The sequence below is a fragment of the Actinosynnema sp. NPDC023658 genome (assembly GCF_040639995.1).
Lineage (GTDB): Bacteria > Actinomycetota > Actinomycetes > Mycobacteriales > Pseudonocardiaceae > Actinosynnema.
This window is the reverse complement of sequence record NZ_JBFAAX010000576.1, coordinates 1-3,643: the sequence shown is the minus strand read 5'-3', so window position 1 is coordinate 3,643 and position 3,643 is coordinate 1. Positions and strand designations below refer to the sequence as shown.

General features: G+C 73.5%; 4 protein-coding genes. All 4 read right to left on the bottom strand.

Annotated features, from left to right (window positions below):
• Window positions 1-45 precede the first annotated feature (45 nt).
• Window positions 46-504, bottom strand: a complete 459-nt coding sequence (locus AB0G02_RS31405) for a DUF4383 domain-containing protein (protein ID WP_360801277.1) — start codon at window positions 502-504, stop codon at window positions 46-48.
• Window positions 505-697: 193 nt separating this feature from the next.
• Window positions 698-1,879: a condensation domain-containing protein gene (locus AB0G02_RS31400; protein WP_360801274.1), complete on the bottom strand. Its 1,182-nt coding sequence runs from the start codon at window positions 1,877-1,879 to the stop codon at window positions 698-700.
• A 60-nt stretch (window positions 1,880-1,939) separates the two neighbouring features.
• Window positions 1,940-3,052 carry a hypothetical protein gene (locus AB0G02_RS31395; protein ID WP_360801271.1) on the bottom strand — a complete coding sequence of 371 codons (1,113 nt, stop codon included), beginning with the start codon at window positions 3,050-3,052 and terminating at the stop codon, window positions 1,940-1,942.
• 4 nt (window positions 3,053-3,056) lie between these two features.
• The coding region (locus tag AB0G02_RS31390) for a cytochrome P450 (RefSeq protein ID WP_360801268.1) at window positions 3,057-3,643 on the bottom strand (587 nt) is incomplete at its 5' end.

Sequence of the window (3,643 nt, the reverse complement as noted above, 5' to 3'; positions counted from 1 at the left end):
TCGTTGTCCACTCCTCGATTCTGCCCGCCGGCGCGGGCGTTGAGCTCACACCCGGCGGCGCACCGCCGGTCGGGTTACGAGGCCGAGGGTCACCATGGCGACGCCCAGGGCGAGGTGGAGCCAGTTGTCGGCGGTGTTGACCGGGACGAAGTTGGCGTCGCTGCCGTGGTTGACGACCATCCCGTACAGCCACAGCACGAGGTAGACGACTCCGCCGACGACGAGGTAGCCGACGGCCCCGCCCGGTGTGCGGGCCAGCAGGAGTCCGGCGACGCCGAACAGGGCGTGGACGAGGTTGTGCAGGATCGACACGGCGAACAGCCCGAGCAGCAGGGCTCCCGACTCGTGGCCGGCGAAGTCGAGCCGGTCGAGGTTCGTGGTCACGCCGGGGACGAAGCCCAGGACGGCGACCACGAGGAACACCGCGCCGACGGCGGCGGCGAGTCGTTGTGCCGGGTGGTGGGCCGCGGTCGAGCGCGGGCTGGCTGAACGTGCGGAGGTCATGGCGAGCACCCTCTCCGGATCGACGTCGTCACGCTGGTGACCGACGTTCGCACCGGTGCGGCAAACGGTTCGCCCGGCCGTCGCGGCCCGCCTGCCGGACGCACTCCACCCGTCGACCGCCAGGTGGCCGGGGTTTGCGGCGCGAACGGCGAGCCGCCGCGGCCGTTGACCACGCGAACGGCGTTCCCGACGCTCATGCCTCCGGTCCGCCGACCGTGGCGGTGAGGTGGTGGTCGAGGGCGTGGGCGAGGTGTTCGGCTTGGTCGGCGTCGTACCAGGCCCGTGGTGTGGCCAGGTGCACGCCGAGGGTGTGATCGACGCGGGTGATGAAGACGGCCGGGACGGGGCCCGGGGCCGGGGCGTAGCCGAATGTCCCGGCCAGTCGGGTGCCCGGTGGGAGGGTGGTGCGGAAGCGGTGGGTGGCCATGTTGGTGAGCATCGCGGTGCAGGGGATGGGGGTGGGTGCGTGCAGCAGGTAGCGCAGGGCCACCGCTTGGCGTTCGGCGTGGGCGGTGTCGCGGGCCGTGGCGAACTGGCGGTCGATCAGGCGCGCGAGGGTGGCCGGGGTGTCGTGGGTGCCGATGGTGGTGTTGATGGGGATGAACGAGGTGGCGGTGGTGAGGCGGTGGTCCGGGATGGGTGGGGTCGTGCAGGGGCGCAGGCCGATGGTGACGCCCAGGGACAGGCGCCGGCGCGTCGGTGCGAGTTGACTGCGGGCGGCGAACAGGATGATCGCGCACAGCAGTGCGGTCGAGGTGGTGTTGTGGCGGCGGGCGGTGCGGTAGAGCCGGTGGGCCTGGGCGGTGGTCAGTTCGGTGGTGTGGAGGTGCGCGCCGTGCCGGGGTGACGGGCCGGGGTCGCGGACGGGCAGGTGCGCCGGTCGGTGCGTGGCGATGTCGACGGCCTGCCGGGCGAGCCAGGTGGCGACCTTGAGCGGTGGGTGGCGGCGGGCGAGCAGGTCGTCGGTGGCCGGGTGCAGTGCCGGCTCGGACGGTGGTGTCGGCTCGTGGTCCCCGGTGACGAGCGCGGTGTAGGTCTGCCACAGCAGGGAGGTCAGGGTCAGGGCGGCGACGCCGTCGCTGATGGCGTGGTGGATCGCCAGGACCCATCGGTGGGTGTGGTCGGGCAGAGGGGTGAGGGTGACGCGCAGCAGCGGGTCGCCGGGGGCGAAGGGGGCGTCGAACGGTTCGGAACCGCTGGTGTGCCGCAGTTGTGGTGGTGGTCGGTCCGGTGCCGGGGTCAGCCGGTGTCGGCGTCCGTCACGGGTGATGCGGTAGGTGAGCAGGGGGTAGTGGTCGCACAGCCGCCGCACGGCGCGTGCCAGGGCGTCGGTGTCGAGAGGGCCGTGGACGGTGGGCGTGCCGGCGCGCGCCACGATTTCCTCGAGAGCGGACAGACGGCGGCTGGGCTGCATCGGCGGTGCCTCCCGGAGCGGTCAGGCCAGGTCGGCGTCCCACCACCAGGCGATCGAGGGGATCGGTGGCGGCGAGGTGTCGGCGGGCGGGGTGTGGGTGGTGGAGGCGAGGGTGGTGACCGCGTCGGGGTGGCGGCCGTCGGGATTGCGGTAGCGGTCGGCGCGCAGGCCCCAGTCGAGGTTGCCGGGTACCAGGTGGGCCAGGTGGTCGAGGTAGGCGCGCAGCGGCGCACTCGCGCGGGGCGTCACCTGGTCGCGCAACCGGGTGAAGCGGTGGGTGAGCCGGTTGCACAGGTCCACCGACCGGGTGATGGCCTCCGGCGTGGTGAGGTGGTGTTCCCGGCGCAGGATCTCCACGAGGCTCAGCCCGGACGGCGGGACGTTCTCGGTGTGGGCGGTCCAGAGCTCCTTGCCGTAGGAGAACAGGTCGTCGTCGAAGGCCGCGGTGGTGAAGGCCAGTTCGGTCAACGCGCGCACGGCGGGCGCGGTCAGGTCGCGGTCGGGGATCTCCTCGCCGTCGACGATCTCGGCCCAGGCCAGGGTCGCCGCGCCCGCGGCGGTGTGCTGGCGCAGGTGGGCGTAGTCGTCGAGCTTCGGGGTGCTGCCCGCGATCCGGTGTCCGGTCTCCCACAGCACGGCCAGGAACCAGGCGCGGTGCGCGTCGACGCAGCGCCGGGTCTGGGTCGGGGTGGCCCACCGGCCGGCCCGCCGGGCGAGGTCCCGCACCGGCGCGAGCAGCACGTCGCCCGGTCCGCCCAGCGGGGTGTCGGGGTGTTCGAGCACGCGGGCGATCCTGGTGGCCATGTCGGTGAACAGCCCGAGTCGTCGTGCCGGTGGGCCTTCGTCGCAGTAGACGTCGTCGAAGTGGAACATCACGGTGCACCAGTCCACCGCCAGTTGCAGGCGGTCGGTGGCCGCGTCGGGCATGATCCGGCCGTAGAAGCCGGGGCAGTCGTTGCCGCGCATGCGGTCCACCTGCTGTGGTGACAGCGCCAGGTCGAAACCGGTGATCCAGTCCGCGGTCCGTCGCGCCAGCACGTCTTCATCGGGGTGCCGTACCGGTGGCAGCGGGCAGTAGCGCGGCGGCAGCTCCACCGTCAGGGTGCGGTCGGGCAGCACGTCGTGGTCCGGCACGGGGTCACCTCCTGGTCGAGGTCGGTGAGAGCAGCAGTCGTCGTGGGCGCAGGGCGGTGGACAGGGCGACCGGACGGGTGTCACTGCCGCGAGCGCCGCGCAGCCGCCACCGGCTCGCCAGGGTGGCCAGCAGCAGGCTGCTCTCCGTCAGGCCGAAGTCCTGGCCGGCGCACTTGCGGGCACCGCCGCCGAAGGTGACGAACGCGCCCCGGGGCAGGTCTCGTGCCCGCTCGGGCAGCCACCGGTCGGGGTCGAACGCACCCGGCCGGTCGTGCAGCCCGGCGCGCAGGTGCACCGCGGACGGGCAGAACGCGACGGTGGTGCCGGCGGGCAACCGGTACCCGCCCAGCTCCACCTCCTCGGTGGTGATCCGGGTGAACAACCACCCCGGCGGGTACAGCCGCAACGCCTCGGTGACCACCCGCCCGGTGTGCGGCAGGCGGGGCAGGTCGGCGGCGCGGGCGGGCCCGCCGTCCAGCACCGCGTCGACCTCCTGCCGGAGCGTGGTCATCGCCTCCGGGTGGCGGTCGAGCAGGTGCAGCGCCCAGGACACCGTCGCGGCGACGCTGTCGGACCCGGCGACCCGCAAGG